Annotated in this window: 24 protein-coding genes and 1 tRNA gene; 5 read left to right on the top strand and 20 right to left on the bottom strand. The window is 60.6% G+C overall.

Annotation, left to right across the window (positions count from 1 at the left end):
* Window positions 1-201: 201 nt before the first annotated feature.
* From D1646_RS15090 to D1646_RS15080, 3 genes are read right to left on the bottom strand one after another with little or no spacing between them, the layout of a single operon-like run.
* On the bottom strand, window positions 202-987 hold the full coding sequence (locus D1646_RS15090) for a MerR family transcriptional regulator (RefSeq protein ID WP_160637260.1): 786 nt from the start codon (window positions 985-987) through the stop codon (window positions 202-204).
* A 53-nt stretch (window positions 988-1040) separates the two neighbouring features.
* Window positions 1041-1586 (bottom strand): 4'-phosphopantetheinyl transferase superfamily protein, encoded by a 546-nt coding sequence (locus D1646_RS15085; protein ID WP_243154191.1) that lies wholly within the window; start codon window positions 1584-1586, stop codon window positions 1041-1043.
* Between the two features lie 59 nt (window positions 1587-1645).
* Window positions 1646-2161, bottom strand: coding sequence for a DUF6512 family protein (locus D1646_RS15080; protein ID WP_160637258.1), 516 nt, complete (start codon window positions 2159-2161; stop codon window positions 1646-1648).
* 111 nt (window positions 2162-2272) lie between these two features.
* Here D1646_RS15080 and spoVAC point away from each other — a divergent pair, with 111 nt between their 5' ends.
* Window positions 2273-2716 carry a stage V sporulation protein AC gene (gene spoVAC, locus D1646_RS15075; RefSeq protein WP_160637257.1) on the top strand — a complete coding sequence of 148 codons (444 nt, stop codon included), beginning with the start codon at window positions 2273-2275 and terminating at the stop codon, window positions 2714-2716.
* Between the two features lie 41 nt (window positions 2717-2757).
* On the opposite strand, the gene D1646_RS15070 is transcribed toward spoVAC, so the two are convergent.
* The 3 genes from D1646_RS15070 to glgX all read right to left on the bottom strand — a co-directional run bounded on the left by D1646_RS15070 (window position 2758) and on the right by glgX (window position 6710).
* Window positions 2758-3918 carry a hypothetical protein gene (locus D1646_RS15070; protein WP_160637256.1) on the bottom strand — a complete coding sequence of 387 codons (1161 nt, stop codon included), beginning with the start codon at window positions 3916-3918 and terminating at the stop codon, window positions 2758-2760.
* Window positions 3915-4472 carry an RNA polymerase sigma factor gene (locus tag D1646_RS15065; RefSeq protein WP_160637255.1) on the bottom strand — a complete coding sequence of 186 codons (558 nt, stop codon included), beginning with the start codon at window positions 4470-4472 and terminating at the stop codon, window positions 3915-3917. The genes D1646_RS15070 and D1646_RS15065 overlap by 4 nt, the downstream gene beginning before the upstream one ends.
* A gap of 114 nt (window positions 4473-4586) precedes the next feature.
* Window positions 4587-6710: a glycogen debranching protein GlgX gene (gene glgX / locus D1646_RS15060; RefSeq protein ID WP_160637254.1), complete on the bottom strand. Its 2124-nt coding sequence runs from the start codon at window positions 6708-6710 to the stop codon at window positions 4587-4589.
* 199 nt (window positions 6711-6909) lie between these two features.
* On the opposite strand from glgX, the gene D1646_RS15055 reads away from it, so the two are divergent.
* Window positions 6910-7407: a polymer-forming cytoskeletal protein gene (locus tag D1646_RS15055; RefSeq protein ID WP_160637253.1), complete on the top strand. Its 498-nt coding sequence runs from the start codon at window positions 6910-6912 to the stop codon at window positions 7405-7407.
* 65 nt (window positions 7408-7472) lie between these two features.
* Here D1646_RS15055 and D1646_RS15050 read toward each other — a convergent pair whose 3' ends face one another.
* The 9 genes from D1646_RS15050 to serC form a co-directional block, all read right to left on the bottom strand.
* Complete coding sequence (locus tag D1646_RS15050) at window positions 7473-8654, bottom strand: dicarboxylate/amino acid:cation symporter (RefSeq protein ID WP_160637252.1); 1182 nt, start codon at window positions 8652-8654, stop codon at window positions 7473-7475.
* Between the two features lie 98 nt (window positions 8655-8752).
* Window positions 8753-9313, bottom strand: coding sequence for a manganese efflux pump MntP family protein (locus D1646_RS15045; RefSeq protein ID WP_160637251.1), 561 nt, complete (start codon window positions 9311-9313; stop codon window positions 8753-8755).
* 146 nt (window positions 9314-9459) lie between these two features.
* A complete protein-coding gene (locus D1646_RS15040) occupies window positions 9460-10107 on the bottom strand; it encodes a TrkA family potassium uptake protein (RefSeq protein ID WP_160637250.1) in 648 nt (215 codons plus the stop codon).
* A gap of 31 nt (window positions 10108-10138) precedes the next feature.
* A complete protein-coding gene (locus D1646_RS15035; RefSeq protein ID WP_160637249.1) occupies window positions 10139-11461 on the bottom strand; it encodes a potassium transporter TrkG in 1323 nt (440 codons plus the stop codon).
* A 118-nt stretch (window positions 11462-11579) separates the two neighbouring features.
* Window positions 11580-12752, bottom strand: a complete 1173-nt coding sequence (locus tag D1646_RS15030) for a phosphoglycerate dehydrogenase (RefSeq protein WP_160637248.1) — start codon at window positions 12750-12752, stop codon at window positions 11580-11582.
* Window positions 12753-12793: 41 nt separating this feature from the next.
* Entirely contained in the window at window positions 12794-13642 is an 849-nt protein-coding gene (locus D1646_RS15025; protein WP_160637247.1) for a DUF1963 domain-containing protein, read from the bottom strand.
* A 39-nt stretch (window positions 13643-13681) separates the two neighbouring features.
* A complete protein-coding gene (locus D1646_RS15020; protein ID WP_160637246.1) occupies window positions 13682-14539 on the bottom strand; it encodes a DUF1963 domain-containing protein in 858 nt (285 codons plus the stop codon).
* A gap of 92 nt (window positions 14540-14631) precedes the next feature.
* Window positions 14632-15135, bottom strand: coding sequence for a TIGR04002 family protein (locus D1646_RS15015; RefSeq protein WP_160637245.1), 504 nt, complete (start codon window positions 15133-15135; stop codon window positions 14632-14634).
* 64 nt (window positions 15136-15199) lie between these two features.
* A complete protein-coding gene (gene serC / locus D1646_RS15010) occupies window positions 15200-16285 on the bottom strand; it encodes a 3-phosphoserine/phosphohydroxythreonine transaminase (protein ID WP_160637244.1) in 1086 nt (361 codons plus the stop codon).
* 427 nt (window positions 16286-16712) lie between these two features.
* Here serC and D1646_RS15005 point away from each other — a divergent pair, with 427 nt between their 5' ends.
* Complete coding sequence (locus D1646_RS15005; protein WP_160637243.1) at window positions 16713-16934, top strand: HPr family phosphocarrier protein; 222 nt, start codon at window positions 16713-16715, stop codon at window positions 16932-16934.
* Window positions 16935-16971: 37 nt separating this feature from the next.
* Here D1646_RS15005 and D1646_RS15000 read toward each other — a convergent pair whose 3' ends face one another.
* The 4 genes from D1646_RS15000 to D1646_RS14985 all read right to left on the bottom strand — a co-directional run bounded on the left by D1646_RS15000 (window position 16972) and on the right by D1646_RS14985 (window position 21046).
* Window positions 16972-18408 carry a TrkH family potassium uptake protein gene (locus D1646_RS15000; protein WP_160637242.1) on the bottom strand — a complete coding sequence of 479 codons (1437 nt, stop codon included), beginning with the start codon at window positions 18406-18408 and terminating at the stop codon, window positions 16972-16974.
* On the bottom strand, window positions 18405-19793 hold the full coding sequence (trkA, locus tag D1646_RS14995; protein WP_160637241.1) for a Trk system potassium transporter TrkA: 1389 nt from the start codon (window positions 19791-19793) through the stop codon (window positions 18405-18407). The genes D1646_RS15000 and trkA overlap by 4 nt, the downstream gene beginning before the upstream one ends.
* Before the next feature lie 73 nt (window positions 19794-19866).
* On the bottom strand, window positions 19867-20577 hold the full coding sequence (locus D1646_RS14990) for a hypothetical protein (RefSeq protein WP_160637240.1): 711 nt from the start codon (window positions 20575-20577) through the stop codon (window positions 19867-19869).
* Window positions 20578-20971: 394 nt separating this feature from the next.
* Window positions 20972-21046 (bottom strand) — tRNA-Thr (locus tag D1646_RS14985).
* Window positions 21047-21265: 219 nt separating this feature from the next.
* Between D1646_RS14985 and D1646_RS14980 the strand changes: the two genes are divergently transcribed.
* A complete protein-coding gene (locus tag D1646_RS14980) occupies window positions 21266-22165 on the top strand; it encodes a bifunctional enoyl-CoA hydratase/phosphate acetyltransferase (protein ID WP_160637239.1) in 900 nt (299 codons plus the stop codon).
* A 34-nt stretch (window positions 22166-22199) separates the two neighbouring features.
* Entirely contained in the window at window positions 22200-23288 is a 1089-nt protein-coding gene (gene buk / locus D1646_RS14975) for a butyrate kinase (protein WP_160637238.1), read from the top strand.
* A 47-nt stretch (window positions 23289-23335) separates the two neighbouring features.
* Here buk and D1646_RS14970 read toward each other — a convergent pair whose 3' ends face one another.
* A complete protein-coding gene (locus D1646_RS14970) occupies window positions 23336-23563 on the bottom strand; it encodes a helix-turn-helix transcriptional regulator (protein ID WP_160637237.1) in 228 nt (75 codons plus the stop codon).
* Between the last annotated feature and the right edge of the window lie 152 nt (window positions 23564-23715).

Here is a 23715-nt window from a genome sequence, read left to right as displayed (position 1 = left end):
GGCTTCGCCGCTTGTGTACTCCTGCGGCATCACAAGGTGGAACTACCCCGGCCCGCGCTACAAATTTTCTCTACTTTGCGAATTGAAGATTTGTCAGTCCCATATGATCTCACCGCTCCCGGAGAAAAGCAGAAGTTTCAAAGCACCTTGACGCCTGTCTGGACATAACAGGAGGGACAGCCACGGAGGCTGTCCCTTTGCTTATACCCGCCGGACGGGGAACAGGACCCCGGTCTCCAGCTGGTCGGGGGGCGTACTGTCAGGGTCGCCGAAGTAGCGGTCCATGGCGGGGCCGCAAATCCGGTACTCGGTGTGCTCCGCCAGCCAGCCGCACAGGGCGTTATAGGCCAGGTGCAGATTCTCATAGGGCCCCCTGTGCTGCACCGCTGCGCAGGTATAGGCGGGCTTGATTTTAACGTCGGGGCCGTCCTGGGCCACCACCATCTGGGCCTCCACGTCGGAGTGCTCGTGGCTGAACTCCTCGTCGTGGTAGAGCATCTGGATGGGCCCCGCCTGTTTCAGCCCCCGCTTCTCTGCCTCCTGGTACAGCCGCTCAAAGAAGTCGTGGTACTGGTTCACGCCGATGGTCTCCCGAATGGAGAAGACCTTCTGCTCCGGGTCTTCGATCAGGACAACGTGATAAGGTGTTTCCATATTTGTTCCCTCCATACGTAGGATGTCCGCCTCCATGCGGCGAAGCACTTCCTGCTGCCGCTCCAACTCCTGAAGCAGCTCGTCCCGCCGGCGGCGCAGATGGGGGAGCAGCGCTTCCCTGTCCAGGGACAGCAGCGGCCCCAGCTCCTTCAGCGGAAAGCCGCAGCTGTTGAGCCATTGAATGCGCAGCAGGTCAGAAAGCTGCTCCTGGCGATAGTAGCGGTAGCCATTATCCCCCACCATCTCCGGGCGGAGCAGACCCAGGGCGTCGTAGTGGCGCAGCATCCGGGGAGTGACGCGGCTCAGACGGGAAAACTCGCCGATGGTCAGCATGACATTCCTCCTTGTTTGTAGTGGGAACCGGTTCCGAGATACAGGATAAACCCTCACACAGTGGAAATGTCAAGGACTTTTTCAACATTTTTTGGGGGCTTACAGTGGCCGCACACCGCCGCCGCCCAGCCGTCCCCCTGGTAGCTTCGAAACCAGAGGCCGTCCAGCGAAACAGCCCCCTCCTCCGGGAACGGGACCCGAATACTCCGCAGCAGGCCCCTCAGCCCCTGGCCGCTCTCCTTGACCCGGGCCTCCTTCAGGCACCACAGCTGGGTAAAGGCGGGCCACAGCTGGGGCTGAGACTCCAGCCAGGCCATCTCCTCCTGGGAGCACACCCGCCGGGGCAGAGCGGGCCGCCACTGCTTCACGATCTGGATATCAACCCCCACCGGGGCGTCGTCCAGGGCGCACAGGGCCAGGCCGCCGCTGTGGGACAGGTTGAAGTGGCGTCCCTCCTGTTCCGGGAAGAAGGGCTTGCCCCCCTCCTGCCGGGCAATCCGGGGCAGTGGGGACAGCCCCCACGTCTCCCCTGCTGCCAGCGCCAGCAGCTCCCGGGCCTGACTGCGGGCGGTGAGATTTTTCGCGCTGTAGAGGACCAAACCGCTCCCCTCCTTCCGCCCCATTGTAGCAGAGACGGAGGGGAAAATCCAGCGGAAAATCAGCAGGGCAGCGGCAGCCAGGACCCCACGGCGGACAGGTCGCGGAACAGCAGACCCTGGGGCGGGTAGAGGGTAAACCCACCAATGAGCCCCGCCAGCGCCAGGACGGCCAGCACAGGCAGCAGCCATTTGACCCCCTGGAAGGGGCCGGAAAAGCGGGAGGCCAGCCAGAAGCCCAGGGTCATCACCAGCACGTAGAGGGCGCTATCGACCCACATGGTCTCGCCGCCCAGCATCACGTGGTACACCCAGCCCAGCCCCAGGATCAGGGCACAGAGCGGAGGCAGCACCAGCAGCCAGGGACGGACGCCGGTGGGCCGGTCCCGGTTGAGGATCAGCGCCGCCCCCAGGAAGGGCCAGAACACCAGCTTAACGTGCTCCCACAGGCTCTCGTTGACCGGGGAAAACAGGGCGGTGACAGCGTTGGGCATCCACTCGTATATAAAATGGAGAATACACCCCGCTAAAATGGCGGCAAGCCAGGTCAAAATAAACTGTCGTTTGGGATAGATCAACTCTCTCACTCCTTCCACTACAACTTATGCGCCAAGGGCCCGGTTCATACGGCGGCGCATATTTTTTTCAGGACGGGCAATGCTAGAGAAAATTCAGAAGGAGTGAGAAGGATGAGTATGACCAACCAGGACTACGGCAAGCTGGTCAATGAGCGCTCCCGGCCCTCTCCCATGGGGAAGAACATCCTCTGGGCCTTTCTGGTGGGCGGGGCCATCTGTGCCGCCGGCCAGGGGCTGAGCAATCTGTATCAGAGCTACGGCCTGGATAAGGAGCAGGCGGGGACGGCCACCTCGGTGACCCTGATTTTCATTGCCGCCCTCCTCACCGGCCTGGGCATCTTTGACAAGGTGGCCAAGCGGGCGGGTGCGGGGACCCTGGTACCCATTACCGGCTTTGCCAACGCCATGGTGTCCCCGGCGCTGGAGTTCAAGAGCGAGGGACTGATTACCGGCACGGCAGCCAAGCTGTTCACTGTGGCCGGTCCGGTGCTGGTCTTCGGTATCTCGACCAGCGTGATCTACGGCCTTATTTTGTGCCTGCTCCAGTCCTTTTAAATCAGCGCCCCCACCGGAACACTCCGATGGGGGCGCAAATTTTAGTTGAAGGAGCCGTCCCACTGCCAGCCGGGCTTGAGGTACTGGTGCTGAATGGCCGGGACGTAGTAGGCGCCGAAGTTTTTCAGTTCGGTGTCGTCCCAGTTGGGGAACTCATGGGACAGGTCCACATAGAAGCGGTAGTAGGGGATAAACACCTGTTCTCTGGCGCTGCCCCGGTAGACCAGCTCGCCGCCGTACACCTTCGCCTCCCCGGGAAAGTCGTAGGGCACAGTGGTGACATACTGCCCCGCCAGCAGGGCCTCCCGGGCCTCCTCCAGAGAGATGAGGGGGTAGTCCCCCATTTGTTCAGCGCAGGCCAGGCCGTCATACAGGCGGATAAGCATCAGCTTCCCCTCGCCGTCGGGGGCAAAGTCCGCCTGGCGGAAGGCGTAGTTGAGGATATCCTCCACGTCGTCCCCGGCGGCGTTATATACCTGGTAGTCAACTCCCAATTCCCCATAAATGTTTCGGTCCCGAAAGATGGCCTTCTGGGGCTGCTGGAAGTTCAGCAGTTTGGCGTACTGGCCGATGAGGTAGTCCAGCACCGCCTCCGCCTCCTGGCTGGTGATGTCGCTGTATTCAAAGCGGTACTCCTCGGGCAGGGCCAGCTCATCGTCAAACCAGACAGTGACGCAGCCGTCCGCCTCGGCATCAATGCGGACTCCCTCCCCGGTCAGCCGGACCCGGGTTATGGAGGAGGCGACATAGCTGCCCCGCTCCTGCTCTATGGTGAAGTCCTCAATTCCTAACGCCCGGGCGGCGGATTCAGCCCGCTGTTCCAGTTCCTTTGCGCTCAGGCCGATGGGCTCCCCCACCTCACTGTAAGCGCCGTTGCGGAAGACGGGCAGGGCCTCCAGCTCCATGCCCTCATGCCAGGGATTGCCGTTCTCCAGCTCGGAAAATTCGTAGTAGAGCAGCCCCTCAAAGCCCATACCGCCGCTCTCCATGGAGATCTCCAGCAGGGGCAGCTCCCCGCCCGGCTGGACAGTGTCCCCTCCCGGGCGGAGAAGGAGGGCTCCAGCGATCATGACACACAGACAGGCCGCCGCCGTCCAAAGGACCCGCTTCTTTGGCCGCCTTCCGCTGCGCACCCGGTCGGTCTCCTCCAAAATTTCGTCGCTGAGGTGGTTCAAGGAATCGCTGATGTGTTCCGGTCTCATAAAAAATCCTCCTGTTCCAAATGACGCTTCAGCCCCTGCCGGGTTCGGTACAGCAGGCTCTTCACCTTGGACTGGGTGAAGCCGTGGTGCTGCGCGATGTCCCGGACCGGGTCCAGGTAGTAGTACCGCTCCACAAAGACGGTTCGGGCCTCCGGGGGCAGGGCGGAAAGGAAGCGCTGGATGGACTGGGCCAGCAGGCGCAGGTCCACCTGTTCCTGGGTCGTGTCCCCGGCGGAGACGCATTCCTCCAGCTCGGACAGGGACAGGGCATACTCCGAGGCCCGCCGCTTGACCCGGTCCCGGCCCCGGAGGCGGTCGATGGACAGCTGGCGGGCGATTTTGCCCAGATAAGTGCGCAGGACTCCGGGCCGGTGGGGCGGCATGGAGCTCCAGGCCCTCCAGTAGGTGTCGTTGACGCTCTCCTCGCTGTCCTCCCGGTCGGCCAGCACCTGCCAGGCGATTTTGTACAAATAACTCCCATACTGCCGCTGGGTGTGGGCAATGGCCTCCTGGTCCCGGTCCCAATACAGAGCCACAATCTCCCAGTCCTCCATAGGCTGCCCTCCTCTCCTTGTGTTTCAGACGTCTGTACTGTTCTACCCGACAAAAATTTCATTGGGTTGCGGGGGATTCAAAAAAAGAGGCGGAATCTCTCCGCCTCCGAGGAATTATTTTGCCACAAACACCATCACGCTTCTGGCGCGCACCGTGACCTGACGGTCAGGGAGGATATGGGGGGACTGCTGGGCCTGCCAGGTGTCCACCGCCTGCTCCCAGCACATGGAGGCGGGCAGCTGGGGCAGTTGAATCTCCAGGTCCTCCCACCAGGCGTTGGAGGCCACATAGACAATGTCCGGGCCGGTCGTCCGCTCCCAGCCGCTGAACATAACGCCCACATAGCGGTCCTGACTGTCAAAGGGCCGGTCCCGCCAAGGCGTGACCCCATGGAAGCTGACGTCGGGGAAGCCGTGGATCCCGTCCCCTGTTTTGGCCCGCACCACCCGGTGCGCCTTGCGGAAGCGGATCATGTATTGGAAGAAGGAAAACATGTCCGGATTCTGCTCCAGGCGCTTCCAGTCCAGCCAGGAGATGATGTTGTCCTGACAGTAGGCGTTGTTGTTGCCGAACTGGGTGTTGCAGAACTCGTCCCCCGCCAGGAACATGGGGACCCCCCGGGAGCACATAAGCAGAGCGAAGGCGTTGCGGCACATCCGCCGGCGCAGGGCGTCCACGGCGGGGTCCTGGGTGTCCCCCTCTACGCCGCAGTTCCAGCTGTTGTTGTCGTTGGCGCCGTCGGTGGAGTTCCAGCCGTTGGGCTCGTTGTGCTTGTCGTTGTAGGAGTACAGGTCCCACAGGGTAAAGCCGTCGTGGCAGGTGATGAAGTTCACCGAGGCATTGGAGCCCCCCCGGCCGCCGTACATATCCAGCGACCCGGCAATGCGCAGGGCCGCCCCCTGGGCCAGACCCATATCCCCCTTCAGGTAGCGGCGAATGTCGTCCCGATAGCGGCCATTCCACTCCGCCCACCGGTTCCAGGAGGGGAAGGTGCCCACCTGGTACAGTCCTCCGGCATCCCAGGCCTCGGCGATGAGCTTCACATTGCCCAGGATGGGGTCGAAGGCCAGAGACTGGAGCAGCGGGGGCGCCCCCATGGGGGAGCCATCCTCACTGCGGCCCAGGATGGAGGCCAGGTCGAAGCGGAAGCCGTCAACCCGGTAGGCGGTGACCCAGTAGCGCAGGCAGTCCAGAATCATCTGGCGGACGATGGGGTGGTTGCAGTTGACGGTGTTGCCGCAGCCGCTGAAGTTGTAGTACTGTCCGTCGGGGGTAAGCAGATAGTAGATGTTGTTGTCAAAGCCCTTGAAGGAGAAGAAGGGCCCCCGCTGGTCCCCCTCGGCGGTGTGGTTGAAGACCACGTCCAGGTAGACCTCAATGCCCCGCTGGTGGAGGGCCTGGATCAGCCCCTTCAGCTCGTTGCCCTCCCGGTTGTACTCGGTGGAGGCGGTATAGCTGGTGTTGGGGGAGAAGAAGCTGACGGTGCTGTAGCCCCAGTAGTTGTAGAGGGTATTTCCGTTGTACTGGCGGTAGTCCTGCATCTCGTCGAACTCAAAAATGGGCATCAGCTCCACCGCGTTGACCCCCAGGGACTCCAGATAGGGGATCTTCTCCCGCAGGCCGTCGAAGGTGCCCGGGTGGGTCACGCCGGAGGAGTCGTCCCTGGTGAAGCCCCGAACATGGAGCTCATAGATGATCAGGTCCTCCATGGGGATGAGGGGCTGCTGGCTGTCCCGCCAGTCGAAGTCGTCCTTTACAACCCGCGCCTTGTAGTGCTGGCCTCGGGGTGAGGAGTCGCCCCATTGGCTCTGACCGGTGACCGCCTTGGCGTAGGGGTCCAGCAGATAGCGGGTACGGTCGAAAATCAGACCCTTCTTGGGATCATAGGGGCCATCCACCCGGTAGGCATATTCAAACTCCTCAATATCCAGCTTGAAGACGATCATGGAGTATACATTGCCGATGCGGTAGTGCTTGGGAAAGGGGAGCACTGCAAAGGGCTGGTCCGCCATGCGGTGGAAGAGCAGCAGCTCCAGGGAGGTAGCGCCATGGGAGTGGACGGTGAAGTTCACTCCGCCGGGGATAGCGGTGGCGCCGTTTACATCGTAGAAGCCGGGGCGGACGTCAAAGCCGGCAATCTGATCCAGGGGGACCAGATGGATGCTGTGGGGGAGGGTCAGCGAGACCGGGCTGGACGGGACCTCGGGGATGGGGTCCGACCGGTGGACTTGCTCCATAATTGTGTTCCTCCTTGAAAATGGTGATAGATAATTATACGCTGATTTTCCTTTTTTGTAAACTATGCCAGGGAACCCGACACACCTTTTTCTGCGGAACCCCCTTGCGCTGGCGGAGCAAATTTGATATAATTCCTTCATGCGTTGGAACCTCCGGCTTTTGGGCCGGTGAATGATTGAACATAAGGAGCGATTCATTATGGGTTTTTTTGGACCAACCAAGCAGGAGCAGATTACGCCCGCCCCCTACCAGGAGGACGCCTTTGAGGAGTCCTTCGACTCTCTGCCCACCCTGCCCAAAGCCCACAGCAACACCATCATCGCCAAAGGAATCACCCTGACCGGCGTGATTCGGGGCGAGGGCTCTGTCCAGGTGGAGGGCCGCGTGGAGGGCGAAATCGATCTGAAGGGCAGCTTGACGGTGGCCAACACCGGCGAGATCCAGGGCCCGGTGACCGCCGACACCATCCGGGTCGCGGGGGATGTGCAGGGCAGCGTCACCGCAAGAGAGCACCTGTGTCTGGAGCGCACCGGCAGCATTCACGGCGATATCTCCACCGCCTCCCTGGTGGTGGAAAACGGCCGTCTGGACGGCAGCAGCACCATGCTGACCCCTCCGGCACGACCCCAGGAGCCGGAAATTGCCGCCTCCGATTTGCAGTTTGGCGACAACTACCAGATGGAACAGGAAAACTGATTTCAAAAGAAAGCGGCCTGGAGGATTGCCTCCAGGCCGCATTTTTTTAGCTGGGTTCTGCCTGCTTATGCCTGCTGAATTTTGTGCTTCTCGGCGTACCCTGTGAGGATCAGGGTCAGCGCGCCGTCGCCAGTGACGTTGCAGGCGGTGCCGAAGCTGTCCTGAAGGGCAAAGATGGCCAGCATCAGGGCGGTGGCGTCGCCGGAGGTGGCGGGGTCGGTGAACAGGATGCCGGTAATCAGCCCCAGGGAGGCCATTACGGTGCCGCCGGGTACACCGGGAGCGCCAATGGCAAAAATCCCCAGCAGCAGAATAAACAGGACCATGGCGCCCGGGCTGGGCAGCCGGCCGAAGAGGACCTTGGAGACGATCATCACAAAGAAGGTCTCTGTCAGGGCGGAGCCGCACAGGTGAATGTTGGCAAACAGGGGGATGCCGAACTCCACCATATCGGGGCGGAGGCTCTTGCTCTTCCGGGCGCAGTCCAGGGCCACGGCCAGGGTCGCGGCGGAGGACATGGTGCCCACGGCGGTGAGGTAGGCGGGGCCATAGTACTTCACCACGTCAATGGCGCTGCGGCCGGAGTAGGCCCCGGCGGCGGCGTAGAGAATGGCAAGCCAGATGTAGTGACCGGCCATCACAATGACAATGGCCAGCAGGAAGGCGGGGAACTGCTTGGTGATGGTGCCGTCGTAGGACAGGCCGCAGAAGGTAAGTGCGATAAAGAAGGGCAGCACAGGGATGACGACTCGCTTCACCACACACAGAACAATCTCCTGGAACTCATCCAGCAGCCGGATCACGGTCTGAGCCTTGGTCCACACCGCCGCCAGGCCAACCAGGACGGAGAAAACCAGGGCGCTCATCACGGGCATGATCTGGGGAATATCCAGCTGGAAGGCCACGCCGGGCAGCTCCTTCAGGTCCTCCATGGTGGTGGCGATGGGCAGGTGGGGCACCAGGAGATAGCCAGCCGCCATGGACATCAGGGTTGCCAGCACTGTGCTGACATAGGCGATAATAATGGCCACCCCCAGCATCCGGGTCGCATTAGAGCCCATCTTAGTGATGGAAGGGGCGATGAAGCCAATTACGATCAGGGGCACACAGAACATAATGAGCTGGTTGAGCACATATTTCAGTGTGACCACAATGGTCATAGCCCGCTCTGGCAGGAACAGTCCGCATACAATTCCCACAACAATGCCAATCAGCAGCTTCAGGGGCAGGTTTTCCGATTTTTTCATAACAAAACTCCTTTCTGTCCGATGACACACACAGGTCAGGGTACATTGCTATCATAGCATACTATGGCAGGAAATGCAAACTGTGTTTCAGCTCCCGGTCAGCCCAGCAGGGTATGCTCCAGAAGGATCTTGACCCCCATCCCCATAAGAACCAGTCCGCCGGCCAGCTCCGCCCTGCTTTTCAGCCGTCCGCCGAAGACGGCCCCCACCTGCACGCCGGCGGCGGACAGCAGAAAGGTGATGATACCAATCAGGGCCACGGCAGGGAAAATGTCCGCCTGAAGGAATGCGAAGGTGACCCCCACCGCCAGGGCGTCAATGGAGGTGGCCAGGGCCAGGGGGAGCATGGCCCTGGGGGAAAAGGAGCCGTCCAGCGCCTCCGCCTCGCCGCTCCGGGCCTCCCGTACCATATTGAAGCCGATAAAGCCCAGCAGGAAAAAGGCAATCCAGTGGTCCACCGCCACAATCATCCCCTGAAACCGGACCCCCAGCAGCCAGCCAATCAGGGGCATCAGGGCCTGAAAGCCGCCAAACCAGATTCCACATACCAGACACTGCCCCGGCCTGGGTCTGCCTGTGGACAGTCCTTTGCACACCGAGACGGAAAAGGCGTCCATGGACAGACTCACCGCAAGAATCAAAAGCTCATACAGCTCCATTGTATCCCTCCCACAGCATGTTCCCGCTTTTCGACAGCTCTGCCGTCCAGGAGGCGGAGCTGTCATATTCTGTGACAGCTTATTTGCGGGCGGGCAAAAATATGCGCCCTGCCGTAGGAGACCGGCAGGGCGGAGGGCCTATTGAATCACAGGTGCAGGCACTTCTGCACGTCCTTGGGGCGGCCCAAAATCAGGACAGAGTGGTCCTCGTCCAGAGTCGTATCGGGGGTGATGCGCATATCCAGCGTTCCGCCTGTGCGCAGACCCAGCACGTTGAGGCCGTATTTTTTCCGCAAATCCAGCTGGAGGATGGTCCTTCCCGCCCACTCCCGGGGGATTGCCAGCTCAAAAATGGAAAAATCCTCGTCCAGCTCAATGTAGTCCAAAATGTGGTCGGAGGTACAGCGGATGGCGGTCCAGGCGGCCAGCTGCTTCTCCGGGTAAACCACCTCATCCGCCCCGCTGCGCAGCAGGAATTTCTCCTGGACCCCTCGGGAGGCCCGGGCAATGACCTTCTTCGCCCCCAGCTCCTTCAGCAGGTCGGTGGTCTCCAGGGAGTTTTGGAAGTTGTCGCCAATGGCCACAATGCAGGCGTCGAAGCTGGGGACGTCCAGGGCGGTGAGAAAATCCCGGTTGGTGCTGTCCCCAATCTGAGCGTTGGTGACAAAGGGCAGAACGGCGTCAACCCGCCCCTCGTCGGTGTCCACCGCCATTACCTGCTGGCCCAGATCGTTGAGCTTCCGTGCCACATGCTGGCCGAAGCGGCCCAATCCAATGAGTAATACTGCTTTCATTTTATCCTCCTTGCAAATATCCGGGCGGAGCTCAGCCCACAATCAGCCCCTCCCGGGGGAGACGGGCGGGGGCCGCCTTGGTGTCGGACAGGGCGGCAAAAATGAGGGTCAGCGCCCCCACACGTCCTGTGTACATCAGCAAAATCAGAATGCACCGGGACAGCTGGCCCAGCCCGGGGGTGATCCCCAGGGTGAGCCCCGCCGTCCCCACTGCGGAGGCGGACTCAAAGAGACAGGTGAGCAGGGGCAGGTCCTCCGCCTGGCTGATGATCAGGCCGCCGGTGAAAAACAGGGTCATATACAAGGTCAAAATGGCCATTGCGCTGCGCACCGTCGTTTCTTCGATCCTCCGCCCGAAAAAGTGGGTGTCCTCCCGCCGGCGGAAAACGCACAGAGCGGTGGAGAACATTACGGCCAGGGTCGTCACCTTCATACCCCCCGCCGTGGACCCGGGGGCGCCCCCGGTGAGCATCAGGACGATCATGATCCCAATCCCCCTCTCGCTCATCAGGCTAAAGTCCAGGGTGTTGAAACCGGCGGTGCGGGCGGTGACCGACTGAAACAGAGCGCCCCAGAACCGCTCCCCCAGGGGGAGGGCTGCAAAGTCGAAGCAGAAAAAAATGGCCCCAGGGAGGAAGATCAGCAGGGCGGTGGTGACCAGAATCACCTTGGTCTGCATCCGGTAGCGGCGGAAGTGCAGGCGGTTGACCCGCACGTCCTCCCAGGTCATAAAGCTGATGCCGCCCACGATAATCAGGAGCATGATCACCACATTGACCACCGGATGGGCGGCAAAGGCGGTGAGGGAGGAGAAGGGGGCCCGGACGCCCATCAGGTCGAAGCCGGCGTTGCAGAAGGCGGAGATGGAGTGGAACAGGCTGTACCACAGGCCCCGGAGCAGACCAAACTCCCGGCAGAACACGGGGGCCAGAGCGGCGGCCCCCAGCAGCTCCAGGGCGGCGGTGGCGGCAACGACAAAGCCGGTGAGCTGGACAATGCCGCCGATTTTGGGGGCGGAGATGGCCTCCTGCATGGCGCCCCTCTGCCGCAGGGACAGCTTCTGCCCCGCCGCCAGGGAGATGACCACCGCACAGGTGACGACCCCCATGCCGCCAATCTGAATCAGCAGCAGAATGACCCCCTGGCCAAAGCCGCTCCAGTAGGTGGCGGTGTCCCGTACCACCAGCCCGGTGACGCAGACGGCGGAGGTGGCGGTGAACAGGGCGTCTGGGAAGCTGGTCCACTGCCCGCTCCGGGCGGAGAGGGGCAGCATAAGCAGAAGACTTCCCGCCAGAATGACGGCGGCGAAGCCCAGAATGACGATTTGAGCGGAGGAAAATCTTCGTTTCCTCATGGCGAGCCCTCCAGTCTTGGCCGGGAGATATGCCTATAGTATAGCACAGAACGGCCAAAGGTCAATCTGCCTGTTCCGGATATAAAAACAGAAGCGGCAGACACCGCTCCTGTGGGGGTCAGTGGTTCAAGACCCGGACCCGGATCATGTTGGGGATGGCCCGCAGCTCCTCGGCCACCTCGTCGGTGATCCGGCTGTTCACATCCACCATAGTGTAGGCGTAGTCCTTCTTGGACTTGTTGGTCATGTTTTCCACGTTGATGTGGTCGTCGGACAGGGTCGTCATGATCTGGGTCAGCATGGCGGGGACATTCTTGTGGATCAGGCACAGCCGGGCGATGCCGCTCCACTCCTGAGACACGTTGGGCAGGTTGACGGAGTTTTTGATGTTGCCGTTGAGGAGATAGTCCTGGAGCTGTCGGGCGGCCATCACGGCACAGTTCTCCTCGCTCTCCGGAGTGGAGGCCCCCAGGTGGGGCAGGGCAATGACATTTTTCACGGTGGTGATAGTCTCATCGGGGAAGTCGGTGACGTACTTGGCGACCCGGTCCGACTCCAGGGCGGCAATCATATCCTCGTTATTCACCAGACCGCCCCGGGCCAGATTGAGGATCCGCACCTGTCCCTTCATTTTGCTGATGGCCTCGGCGTTGATAAAGTCCTTGGTGGCGGGGGTGTAGGGGATGTGGAGGGTCACATAGTCGGATACCTTGTACAGCTCTGACACATCCTTCACCACATGGACGTGGCGGTCCAGCCGGAGGGCGGCGTCCACCGAGAGGAAGGGGTCGTAGCCGTACACATCCATCCCCAGGTCCAGGGCGATGTTGCACACCAGCGCGCCGATGGCCCCCAGACCGATGACCCCCAGGGTCTTGCGGTAGAGCTCCGGCCCGGCGAAGGCGGACTTGCCCTTCTCCACGGCGGCGGCCACGTCCACCTTGGGGGTGTGGGCCTGCTCCTGAACCCAGTCCGCTCCCCCCAGAATGTCCCGGGAGGCCACCAGCATGGCGGCAATCACCAGCTCCTTCACCGCATTGGCGTTGGCGCCGGGGGTGTTGAAGACCACCACGCCGCACTCTGAGCAGCGGTCAATGGGGATATTGTTGGTGCCCGCCCCCGCCCGGGCAATGGCGCGAAGGGAGTCGGGGAACTCATACTCGTGCATGGAGGTAGACCGGACCAGAATCCCGTCCTCCTTCACCACGTCGCTGCCCACCTGGAAGCGGGTCGGGTCCAGCCGGGACAGACCCACGGAAGAGATTTTGTTTAGGGTCTTAATACGGTACATACGTTATTACCTAACCTTTTGTTGAAATTTTGCCGGAACCCTCAGCAGCAGTCCCAGTTGTACAGAACCCGGGAGAAGTCCCGGCGTTTCAGGGCCTCCCGGCTAATGAAGAAGTTGCCCACCCCGCAGTCGCCCCACAGGACCAGGTCCTTGCGGTCGCTGCTGTCGCTGTCCAGCTGGAACAGGAGGACATCCATTTCGCTGTAATCCTCCTCCCGGGGGTCGTTCTGGGTGAAGTAGGGGAAGCCGCCCAGCTGGTGAAAGGGGTTGTCCTCATCGTCTTCATCGTGGTAGGCGAACAGAGCGTCGGCGTCGTCCTCCTCGTCCAGCAGCTCGAAGATGTCCCAGCTCTTCTCAATGGGCTGGTCCGGTTTTTTCTGGTTCCACTTCTGGACAAACAGGATATCAAAGTGGAAGTCGCCGGGGGTCATGCCCTGCTGAACGGGCGCACCGAAGAGGATGCGGCAGGGCTGGAAGACCGGGGAGCCGTACTCCTGGGGGACAGGGGGACGTTTGGCCGCCACATCCGCCTCGGTGACGGAGGGGTCCACAGTCTCCCAGTAGAGGACACGGAAGCCGCCGGTGTTGGTCATGTTGTCAAAGTCCATGCCCCACAGGTCGTCCGCACCCACAAAAAACTGGAGCAGACCAGTGTGGGGGAAGTCGGGCAGAGGGACCAGCTGGGTACAGTTGATCTGGGCCAGAAACAGCAGCGGGGTCCCCTTGGCGTCCCTGGGCCAGGGCTGGTCCTTGGGGAGATAGGGGACGCCGTCTGCCTTACTGTCAGTGATCCCCGTCTCCCCCTTCTCCAGGGCAAAGGGGAGGCAGGGGACCCGGTATTCTGTGCGGATCTCTTCGCAAATTTGTTTGGTAAGCTCAAAATTTGTCATATTTGATCCCTCCGTCATGCCGCCCACGTGCGCTTGCCGTCAGCAGCAGTCCCAGTTGTACAGGACCTGGGAGAAGTCCCGGTTTCTCAGCGCCTCCCGGCGGATGAAAAAGTTGCCCACGCCGCAGTCGCCCCACAGGACCAGGTCGCGGGCCCCCCGGCCGTCGCTGTCCAGCTGGAACAGGAGGGTGTCAAAGCCGGCGTAGTCCACATCCTCCCGCCGGGGGTCGATCTGAGTAAAGAAGGGGTAGCCGTCCAGCTGGTGGCGGGGACCGGGCGCCTCCTCCTTGTCCGGCTCCTCGTCAAAGATGCTGTAGTCCCGTTCCCCCTCGGGGAACAGCTTGTAGAAGCTCCACAGGTCTTTCAGGGGCTTCTCCGGACGGCGCAAGTTCCACCGCTCCAGGAACAGCTTTTCAAAGAGGTAGTCCTCCCCGGGCAGCTCCTGCTCCCGCACCTGGCCGAAGACTATGCGGCAGGGCTCCAGCACCGGGGAGTCGTACGCCTCCGGCTTAGGGGGCTGCTTGGCGGCCACGTCCTCCCGGGTTACCGAGAGGTCCACCGTCTCGTGGTAGAGGATTCGAAAGCCCAGCTGCGCAGTCATGTCGTCAAACTCGGCCCCGTACACATCGTCGTTCCCAATGAAGAATTGCAGCAGGCCGGTGTGGGGGAAGTCGGGCAGAGCAGCCAGCTGGGTACAGTCGATTTGGGCCAGCGGGTTCATGGGAATGCCGTTGCTGCACAGGGGCCACTGGGTCTCTCTGGGCAGGTAGGGGGTCCCGCCCACCTTGCTGTCCAGAATGCCCGGGTCTCCCGGCTCCAGCTTGTAGGGGAGACAGCGCTTCTTGTGGCCGGCGCGAATCTCCCGGCAGATTTCCTGTGCCAATTGAGTGTCCGTCATAGCATTCAACCTCCCAGGATGCAGTAAGCAAAACGGAGTTTTGCGTAAAAGTTTCTTTTCGCTTCCTTTTCTTTTCAAAGAAAAGGAAGAAATCAGAGTACGTGTTCCTTCAGCTTCACCCCGTCCAACCCGGGGGCGATGACCAGGAACAGCGCGCCGCTGCCAATGCCCTGAACCAGGGTCCCCAGGAACTGGGGGGCGAAGGCGGCCATTGTTCCGGCCATAGCGCAGCCGGCCAGGGCGTAGGCGGCGGGGGAAAACAGCCCGGCCAGGACCACGGCGGCCAGATTCCGGCGGCACAGGAGCTTCTCCCCCCGGCTGGTGAAGAACAGCACCACCACGACCTTAATAACCAGGGTGGGCAGAACCCACATAGGGGCGGTGAGCAGGTCGGCCAGCCCCGCGCCGATAGCCGCAGCCGCCGCCGCACAGGGGACGGGGAGCAGGCAGGCGGCCAGGTAGATCAGGGCGTCCCCCAGGTGGATGTATCCCCCGGTAGGGATGGGGATGTGGAGCATATAGGCGGTCATCACCGTGATAGCCCCGGCAAACAGGGCGGTTATGGTGAGCAGATGCACGTTTTCTTTGTGGCGCATGGGAACTCCTCCTTGTCTTGGAATAAAAAGGAGTATACGCCAAATTTCCTATCTCGTCAATAGGCTAATTCGCCTTTTCGAACTTGCGGATAAAGTCGCACAGCTTTTCCACGCCCTCCACCGGCATGGCGTTGTAGATGGACGCCCGCATTCCGCCTACCTTCCGGTGGCCCTTCAGGTTGACAAAGCCGGCGGCGGCGGCCTCCTGGACAAACTTGGCGTCCAGGGCCTCGTCCCCGGTGCGGAAGGTGACGTTCATGCCAGAGCGGGACCCCTTGTCGGCGTGGAGCTGGAACAGGCGGGAGTGCTCCAGGGTGTTGTAGAGCATATTGGCCCGCTTCCACTTCAGCTCCTCCATGCCCGCCAGCCCGCCGTTCTCCTCGACCCACTCCAGGGTGAGGCCCAGCATATAGATGCACCAGCATGGGGGCGTGTTGTACATGGAATCCTTGTCGATCATGGTCTGGTAGTTCATCATCAGGGGCGTAAAGGGCAGCTCATGTCCCGCCAGACCGTCCTTGATGATGACCACTGTCAGACCGGCGGGGGCCATGTTCTTCTGGGCGCCGGCGTAGATGATGCCGAATTTGGACACATCCACCGGGAGGGACAGAATGTCAGAGGACATATCACACACCAGGGGCACATCCCCGGTGTCGGGCACATAGTCCCACTCGGTGCCGTAGATGGTGTTGTTGGCGCAGTAGTAGAAATAGCTGGCGTCCTTGTCCAGCTTCAGCTCCTCCTGCCGGGGGATATAGCAGTGGTTCCGGTGGCCGGTGTCACAGGCCAGAGAAATCTGTCCGTATTTTTTGGCCTCTTGATAGGCCAGACTGGAAAAATTCCCGGTGACGGCGTAGTCCGCCCTGCCGGTTTTCCCAATCAGGTTCAAAGGAATCGCAGAGAACTGCCCCGAGGCCCCGGTCTGGAGGAAGAGGATACGGTAGTTCTGGGGGATATTCATCAGCCGGCGCAGCTTGTCCTGGGTCTCCTGAAAGATATCCATAAATACCTTGGAACGGTGGCTCATTTCCATGACGGACATACCGGAGCCCCGGTAGTTGGTGATCTCCGACCCGGCACGCTCCAGCACGGACAGCGGAAGCACAGAGGGGCCGGCGGCAAAATTGTAAACGCGCTGGTCGCTCATAAGGAGAGCCCCTTTCTATCAATCAAAAATACATCTTGTGAGGGTTTAGCAGTGTTTTATTATAGTCCAGAGGGAAATGGGTGTCAATGGCAAAAGAGGAGAAGGGGGCGGTATTTCCATAGTTTTTCTGCTAAATTTCATGGTCAGAAAGGGAGTTGAAGGCGGTGGCCCGGAGGAATCTGGAGAGAATAATTGTCCGCATATAGCGCACAGACGTCCGCATTCACAGGGACACCCGGCCCAGAAATCTCTGTTATGCACAAAAATTGATAGTACTTTTTATCTATATTTAACAAAAACCGTTCTTGACGAAGGGAAGTCCTTCCTGCTACAATACCTTCATCCTCTGGCGCACGGCACCAAACCCGGCGCCCCTAAGAGAGGAATCTACAAATTCGATTGGATTGCAGGCAAGGAGGTTTTTGCTATGCTGAGAGAAATTGAAATCAAGAACGAGGCCCAGGTGGAAAAGATCAACCAGCTGGCCTGTAAAGCCCCCTATGAGGTGTGGCTGTTTACCAAGGACGTCATGCTGGACGCCCGGTCTCTGCTGGGGCTGTTTTCCCTGGTGGGCAAGAAGGCCAGCGTGGTGGTGGAGGACGACGTGTCCCCCAGCGCCTTCAGCCGGCTGGTGGCTAAGATGGCCTGAATCAAAGAGAACCGCCCGGCTGAGCCAGGCGGTCTTTTTATGCTTTGCGCCAGGTGGAGGGGGCGAAGAGCACCAGAATGGGGAAAATCTCCAGCCTCCCGATAATCATGCACAGGGACATGACCCCCTTGGACAGCCCGGAGAAGGCGGCAAAATTGCCGGAGGGACCGATGGCCTCCAGTCCGGGGCCCACATTGCTGACGCAGGTGAGGGCGGCGCTGAAGGATACAGCAAAGGAACAGCCGTCCAGAGAGATGACAAGGGCGGCGGCAAAGACGGTCATCACGTAGGCCCCCAGGAAGACCAGCAGGGTGTGGAGGGTGGACTCGCTGACCAGTTTGCCGTCCAGCTTGACCACCTCCACACAGCGGGGGTGAGTGATGCGGTGGATCTCCCGCCGGATGGCCCGGAGGAGGATCAGGACCCGGGAGCACTTCATGCCGCCTCCGGTGGACCCGGCGCTGGCGCCGCAGAACATAAGCAGAACGATAATCATTTGGGAAAACTGGGGCCACAGAACAAAGTCCGCAGTGCCGAAGCCGGTGGTGGAGATGATGGAGGCCACCTGGAATACGGTGTACCGCAGGCTCTCTCCCACCCCAGCATACACCCTCAGATTGGAGACGGTGAGGATCACAGTGGCACTCGCCACAACCCCTAAAAAGAAGCGCAGCTCGTCGCTGGCCAGGGCCTCCTTCCATTTCCTGGTAAGGACAAGGAAGTAGACCGCGAAGTTGATGGAGAACAGCAGCATGAACACCGTAATAATGATGTCGATCGCCACACTGTCGTAGGCCCCCACGCTGGCGTTCCGGTTGGAGAAGCCGCCAGTGCCCGCAGTGGAGAAGGCGTGAATGAAGGAGTCGTACAGGGGCATCCCGGCGATTTTGAGACAGGCCACCTCCACCAGGGTGAGGGTGCAGTACATGGCGTAGAGGATTTTAGAGGTCTTGGACTGCTTGGGCACCAGCTTGGAGAACACCGGGCCCGGGGTCTCCGCCTGGGTGAGGTAGTGGGAGCGGATGCCCAGTTTGGGCACGATGGCGGTGGCCAGCACCAGAACCCCCATACCTCCCAGCCAGTGGGTGAAGGCCCGCCAGAAGAGGATACCCTTGGGCAGGGCCTCTATGTCGGTGAGAATGGTGGAGCCGGTGGTGGTAAAGCCGGAGCAGGACTCAAAGATGCAGTCGATGGGAGAGGCGAAGCCGCCGCAGAACAGGAAGGGCAGCGCCCCCACCAGCCCGGTGAAAATCCAGATGAGTCCCACCGCCGCGAAGCCCTCCCGGACAAAGAACTGCTGCCTGGCGGGCAGGGCGGACAGCGCGAAGCCGCAGACGGCCACCAGGACGATGGACAGCAGGAAGGGTGCGGGGTCCTCCCGGTAGAGCAGCGCCACCGCCAGAGGGATGGCCAGCACCGCCGCCTCCATGGTAAGGACCCGGCCCACCAGCTTTAAAACCAGCTTTATGTTCATAGACTGGACCCTCCCGGGTTGACCTCCGGCCCATAGATGTCATTCAAATCCAGAATACCGCTCTCCCGGGCGATAATAATCACCTGGTCCCCCTGCTGGAGGAAGGAGGAGCCCTCCGGGATGATAATATCCCCTCCCCGGACGATGACGGCCAGCAGAATCCCCGGGCGCAGCCGCAGCTCCTTCAGGGGGACCTGGAGGTGCCGGGTCCCGGGACCCACGGTGAACTCCATGGCCTCCGCGCCGCCCCCGGCGATGCGGTGGAGGGAGTTCATCACACTGCCCTGGGAGTTTTGCAGTCCCCGCACCACGTGGAGGATGTGGGAGGCGGTGACAAATTTGGGGGAGATGACGCTGTCCAGCCCCAGGGAGCGAACAATACCGGCGTAGTTCTGCCGGTTGCACTTGGTGATGACCTTGGCCAGCCCCTGCTGCATGGCGTACAGGGAGATAATCAGATTGTCCTCGTCTCGGTCGGTGAGGGCGATAAAGGCGTCGTTCCCGGTGAGGTTCTCCGACTCCAGCAGCTCCGAGTCAGTGCCGTCGCCGCAGATGACGGTCACCTTGGGGAAGCGCTCGCTGAGCAGACGGCAGCGCTCCTCGCTGAGCTCCACAATTTTCAGGCGGATATTCATCCGGCTTAAAATGGCGGCCAGGTAGACGGACACCTTGCCCCCCCCCACCAGAAAGACCTGGCGCACCTTGGGGGCGTACCGGCCCAGCTGACGGAAGAACTGGTCCAGACTGTCGGGGCGGCCCACCATGTACAGCTTGTCCTCCGCCTGGGGCACGAAGGAGCCGTTAGGGATGGACACCTGGCCCCCCCGGTCTACGGCGCAGAACAGCAGAGACAGCTTTTTCACCTGGGCGGGCAGGTTGTACAGCGGTACGCCCACCAGAAAGTCCCCCTCCTGGAGGCGGAAGCCCATCAGCTCCACCTTGCCCCGGCAGAAGGTCTCGATATTGGCGGCGGCGGGGAAGCGGAGCAGCCGGGAGATCTCCACGGCAGTGGTGTTCTCCGGGTTGATGACCATGTCGATCTTCAGGTTCCGGCGCAGCTCGGCCACGCTGTTGGTGTACTCCTGATTGCGGATGCGGGCAATGGTGTATTTGGCCCCCAGGTCCTTGGCGGTGAGACAGCACACCATATTTACCTCGTCGGAGTTGGTGGCGGCCACCAGCAGGTCGGCGTCGGCGGCCCCCGCCTCCCGCAGTGTGGAGGAGGAGACGCCGTTGCCCCGCACCGTCATAATGTCCAGCTGGTCTCCGGCCCGCTGAAGGGCCTCCTCGTCGCTGTCCACCACGGTGACGTCGTGCTCCTCCCGCACCAGCTGCTCGGCCAGGGTGAAGCCCACCTTGCCGCTGCCTACAATGACTATGTTCATAGTGTCGGTGATCCTTTCTGCACGAAAAAATAGGGGCACTGTGTCAGTCCCCCTGGACAGGGGTTGGTCCCGCTCAGATGGTCCACTCCCCGTGTACCACGCCCACCAGATACCAGTGCTCCCCCTCGGGCTGGAAGACCAGCTTGAGAGAGGTCCAGTCCAGCCCGTCGTTCACCGGGTCGGCGCTGGGGAAGCAGAAGTCCACAAAGCGGCACCCGACGTAAATCTCCGCCAGGTTCTCCAGGGCGTTTCCGCCGGTCATGATCTGGTCAATGCCGATTTCGGTGGCCTGGGTGTAGTCCGCGTTGTAGACGTAGCGGGCAAAATACTGGGGAATGGTCATCTGAATGGGGTCCCCCCGGCCGTCCTCAAAGCCCCATGTGTACACATTCTGATCCTGGGCCAGGTTTTTGATCTGGTCGGCGGTGAAGTTCAGGTCGCTGTTCGGCTCCACGGTGGAGTAGGGGGTGAAGGTGACCCCGCGGCTGGGGTGTACATAGCTGGCCAGCCCAGCCCAATCCCCCCGCTGAATGCAGCGGTTGACGGCACAGGCGGAGCTGAGCAGGGGAAAGTTTTCCGTGGGGTCCAGCGCCTCGGAGGAGTCGGGGGCAGAGGAATTGCTGCCCGTCAGCTGGGAGCCCCCCGGCGGGGGCGTGAAATTGTTGTTGGGATTGTTCAGGGGCGGTGTGACGGGCTCTTCGGTCAGGTCGATGGGCAGAAGAACGCCCACCAGAAGACCGATCACCAGGCACAGAACACAGGGAAATATGAGAAAACGTTTCAAAACGAAGGCCTCCTTTTGGAAAAAACAGAGGGACGGAGCAAGCTCTTTTTCAAACCATTATAAGACAAAACCGGGGAAGATGCAAGAAGAACAAAGTGTGAACAAAAACAAAGTGAAAAATTTGTGGATTTTGTCCACTATTCTCTGGAATTATGGCCCATATCATCAGACAGGAGAGCAAAAAATTAGTAATCCTTGGGTTCTGCGGATCACGGGATAATCTGCGGGGCGTACACCGTACCAGTCAGACTACGCACTCAAAGTGAAGAGGCAATCAGCAAAAAACCGGGCAGAGTTTCCCCTGTCCGGTTCCCGTTTTCACCTCAATACTGCCGTTTCTTTCATCGGCACAAAAGTAAAAGCCTTGCACCTGTTACGGTACAAGGCTTTTCAGTGGAGCTAGTGGTGGGAATCGAACCCACAACCCCATCATTACGAGTGATGTGCTCTGCCATTGAGCCACACTAGCCTATGATTCAGTTTATGGTCAGTTGTCCTTATCAACAATCCGCAGTCCACCGCTGACGCGCCCTCTGTTCTGCCAACTGAACTGTGTCTGTGTACAACGGATATTATTATACTCAAGCATTGCCCATTCGTCAAGAGATATCCACATAAATTTCTGCTATACTTTTTTCTACAACAATGATAAAATGATTGTAAGTGAAATAGAAAAGGGGGACGAACGATGGTAATTTCCAGTTTTCCCGACTTGAAAGCAATGCTGCACACTCTCCCGCCCAAGCCGGCGGTGGTGGCGGCGGCCCATGATGCGCATACTCTCCAGGCCGTTTTCGCCGCCCGGCGGGACGGGCTGATTCGCCCCATTCTGGTAGGACACCGGGAGGACATTCTGTCCATTGCTGGCAGCCTGGGAGAGGAGCTGGACCCGGACCAGGTAATAGATGCGGAGGACGACGCCAGCTGCGCCGGGAGGTCGGTGGCTCTCATCCAGGAGGGCAGGGGAAACATACTCATCAAGGGAATGCTCCAAACCGGCACATTGCTCAAGGCGGTGGTCCACAAGGAGTCAGGCATCCGGGCCAGTAAGGTGATGTCCCATGTGGCTATTCTGGACGTGCCTAGCTACCACAAGCTGCTCTACGTCACCGATGGCGGCATGGTGGTGGCCCCTGATTTGGAGCAAAAGCGACATATTCTGAAAAACGCGGTGGATTTCTGCCGTTTTCTGGGCTATGACCGGCCCAAGGCCGCCACTTTGTGCGCGGTGGAGACCGTGAATCCCTCCATGCCCGAGACCCGGGACGCCGCCGTCCTCAAGGAGGAGGCGGAGCACGGAGATTTCGGCCCCTGTGTGGTGGAGGGACCCATCTCCCTGGACCTGGCCACCGATGCCCAGGCCGCTCAGGCCAAGGGCTACCACAGTCCGGTGGCGGGGGACGCCGATATTCTGCTGGCCCCCTCCATCGCCGCAGGCAACCTGCTGGGCAAGTCTCTCTACGGCCTGGCCGGAGGCGAGATGGCCGGGGTCGTACTGGGGGCAGCGGTCCCCATCACTGTCAACTCCCGGGGCGCCACCGCTCAAGAAAAATACTGGTCCATCCTCATCTGTGCCGCCATGAATTAGACGGAAAGACCCGCTTCATAGAAAGGAGGTCCCTATGTCTTACGACATTTTAGTGCTCAATCCCGGCTCCACCAGCACCAAGGCGGCGGTATATCGGGATGAACGGCCCCTGAAGACCCGCACTGTGGTCCACACCAACCAGGACCTGGCCCCCTACCCCGCCCTCAGCGGCCAGCTGGACTACCGGGTGAGCATGGTGCGCAGCTGGCTGGCCCTGGAGGGCTACGACTTGTCTCAGCTCTCCGCCGTGGTGGGCCGGGGCGGCATCATCCCAAACATCGTCTCCGGCGGCTACCTGGTGGACGACGCCCTGACCGACTGCCTGCTGCACCACACCGTCTTCGACCACGCCTCTAATCTGGGCGGTCTGATGGCCCGGGAGTTCGCCCTGCCTCTGAAGATCCCCGCCTACATCTACGACGCCGTCACCAGCGACGAGCTGCTGCCCGAGGCCCGGGTCACCGGTTTCAAGGAAGTGACCCGCACCAGCTTCTGCCACGTTCTCAACGCCAGAGCCACTGGTCACAAATACGCTCAGGCCATGGGGCGGAACTATGAGGATATGAATCTGGTAGTGGCCCATCTGGGGGGCGGTATCTCCATCTCCGCCCACTGCCGCGGCAGGATCATCGACTCGGTGTCAGACGACGCGGGCCCCTTCTCCCCCGACCGCAGCGGCAGCTTGAATATGCTGTATGTTCTGGATTTGTGCTACTCCGGCAAATATACCAAGGCGGAAATGCTGAAAAAGCTCCGGGGCGAGGGGGGCATGTCCGCCCTGCTGGGGACCCACGACTGTCAGGAGGTGGAACGGCGCATTGCCCAGGGGGACGAGTGGGCCGCCCTGGTCTATCAGGCCCAGGCCCTTCAAATCGCCAAGGGGGTTGGCACCATGCTGGCCTGCTTTAAGGAGCTCATCGACGCGGTCATCCTCACCGGCGGGCTGGCCAACTCCAAAATGCTCACCGGCAAAGTAATCGACTACCTCCACAGTCTGTGCCGGGTTGTGGTCCTCCCCGGGGAAAATGAAATGGAGGCCCTGGCCCTGGGCGGCCTGCGCATCCTCCGGGGAGAGGAGGAGGTCCGCCAGTTCCACCCCGTTTGCCCCCTCGTTCAGGGCTGAACTATCCTCCGCTTGCTGAAAGACCGCAGGAATTTTTCCTGCGGTCTTTACTCTTTGCTCTGGAACAATTTGTAGGGCTCCACGCTGAGCGCATCCGCAAGCTCAAATACAACATCCAGCGACACTGCGCAGTCGGCAGTTTCAATCCGGCTCATATGTGTGCGGCTGATATCTACCTTTTCGGCCAGCTTTTCCTGCGAAAAGCCCCGCAGCTTGCGGTAAAAGGAAATGTTCAAACCCAGATTTTTATATCGTTCCAGCTGGCTGCTGCGCATATGCCCACCTCTTGTGTGTAATTGTACCCACATATCCGCAGAAGGTATATAACGTAAAATATAATTTTTGTAACTTTACAAGTTACGAATTTTATAGTATAGTTAATCTGAGGCTGTATACCAGCCAAAAATACAATTACAGGAGGAAGCAG

Source organism: Pseudoflavonifractor sp. 60 (assembly GCF_009911645.1).
Lineage (GTDB): Bacteria > Bacillota > Clostridia > Oscillospirales > Oscillospiraceae > Lawsonibacter.
Note: the sequence above shows the minus strand (reverse complement) of the source record. Positions and strands in the feature narration are given on the sequence as shown.